Source organism: Kocuria sp. ZOR0020 (genome assembly GCF_000800955.1).
In the GTDB taxonomy this organism is placed as follows: domain Bacteria; phylum Actinomycetota; class Actinomycetes; order Actinomycetales; family Micrococcaceae; genus Kocuria; species Kocuria subflava.
In genome coordinates this window covers 1-1,835 of the sequence record NZ_JROX01000268.1, presented here as the reverse complement: position 1 = coordinate 1,835, position 1,835 = coordinate 1, and the positions used below count along the sequence as shown (strand labels likewise).

Sequence of the window (1,835 nt, the reverse complement as noted above, 5' to 3'; positions counted from 1 at the left end):
CGGAAGCTAGCGACCAAGAGTGGAAACCTAACCGTAGGGCAGGTCAGGATGTCACCCATTTGGGCGGCAGTCCCGATGCCTTCACACAGGAATGTTGTTGGCTGGCGCTTCAGTTCGTCTGTACAACAGGCCCGTTCACGACCTGTCACGGACGCCAGAGGTTATACGGCGAAACGAAATTCAACCACGTTCCGTAGCCGAGTAACCCTTGGTCACAGCGACTCGCGCAGCAGCAAAGGCACCCCGCTCATGGAGCGCCATCATGCGCCCCTTCTGGATAGGAGGGCGACCAGAGGGGCACGAGGAGGACCGAGGGAATGGCATCGAGCCCGCCGCCGGGACTGCACCCGGCGTTGTCGACGCACCAGGGGTTCGCGCTGCTGGAGGAGGCCGGGGCAGTGCGCAACCTCCTGCGCGACTCCGTGGAGGCAATCCGAACCCTTCGCTTTGTCTCGCTGCACGGCGATGGCGTGTTTATGCTGGGCAGCATCGGCGTGGAGAAGGCCATGAAGGTCATGCTCGGCTGCAACGAGATCGAGGCTTCGGGCTCCTGGCCCTCCAAGGCGACCTTGAGGTACGACTGGGGTCATGACATCCAGAAGATGAGTCAGCTGCTCAACACGGCGATTGAACTGCTCAACACGGCGATTGAACGCGGCCAGGCGCGATCCACCCACACCGGGTATGCCGAGACTCTCGCTGATCGGATCAGCGGGAGCACCACACTCCCGCTTCTCTTCGCGACGTTCGCTCGGTACGGGAAGTCGGGGCGCTTCCACCACCTAGGCATCCTCGCGACCAACGAGCCTGGCTCGGATGAGTCGCCATCTGAGTACTGGGAGCAAGTCGAGTTCCACGTTAGGAGCACAGAGCCCGAGCTCGCCGAAGTCCCCTACGGAGACAACCAAGCGCTGGACGAGTACGAGGTCCGACTTCGGGACCGCATCGCGGACGAGCTGGAGGCCTGGTGGTACTGCGTCCACCGCCTCGGCGTCCAGGGCTGCTTCGGCGACCTGGGCAGGAAGATCGGCTGGGAGATTTGGGAGCCAGGGCGTCCCGAACCGCCGATCGTGAGGAACTAGCCCAACGTCACGTCCACCGGGTAATCGCAGACGACTGCCAGTAGCAAGCCGAGTCGACGTCGGGCTTCCCTCGCGTGTGGCGCTTCATATACTGGCCGTATGGAAAAGGTGCCCGAGCATCCACTCGACGATGATGCGATGGCCGTCGCCGAGTCCGAGCACGACTTCACCCTCGGCTCCCTCGACTTCGAAGCACTATCGCCCACGGACTTCGAAGAGTTCTGCTTCGACCTCTTGGCCGAGAGTGGCTTTTCCAATGTGGATTGGAGAAAGGGGACCCCGCTCGCTGCGTCGCCGTCCGACCGTGGTCGAGATATCGTCGCCCGCCGGTCTATGAGGGACGTTGACGGGCACGAGTACGAGGAGCGCTGGTTCGTCGATTGCAAGCACTACAAGCGCGGCGTTCCTCCGGAAGCGCTTCAGGGGGCAATCGCCTGGGCCAGCGCTGAGCGCCCGTCAGCGCTCCTCTTCATTGCATCCGGCTATCTAACCAACGGGGCTAAGGATTGGATCGCGGACTATCAACGCTCCAACAATCCGCCCTTCAGGATCCGCATCTGGGAGAAGCCACAGCTCCTTCGGCTCGTTGAGCAGAATCTAGATCTAGCGTTCAAGCACGATGTTGGGACAAGCACGCTGCGACGGGTGTCAGAGATCCTAGAGGTTGAGTCAGCGCTCATGGATCGACTCTGGTACGGACGTAAACCGGCTCATCGCAAATGAGAGTGTAGAAGCGGTCTGAACCCTCCCGTG

The 1,835-nt window shown here is 61.7% G+C and carries 2 protein-coding genes; both read left to right on the top strand.

The annotated features are described in order from the left end of the window. Positions 1–317: 317 nt before the first annotated feature. A complete protein-coding gene (locus L979_RS12825) occupies positions 318–1,082 on the top strand; it encodes a hypothetical protein (RefSeq protein WP_047692598.1) in 765 nt (254 codons plus the stop codon). Between the two features lie 99 nt (positions 1,083–1,181). Next, positions 1,182–1,805, top strand: a complete 624-nt coding sequence (locus tag L979_RS12820; protein WP_081994503.1) for a restriction endonuclease — start codon at positions 1,182–1,184, stop codon at positions 1,803–1,805. The last annotated feature ends 30 nt before the right edge of the window (positions 1,806–1,835 follow it).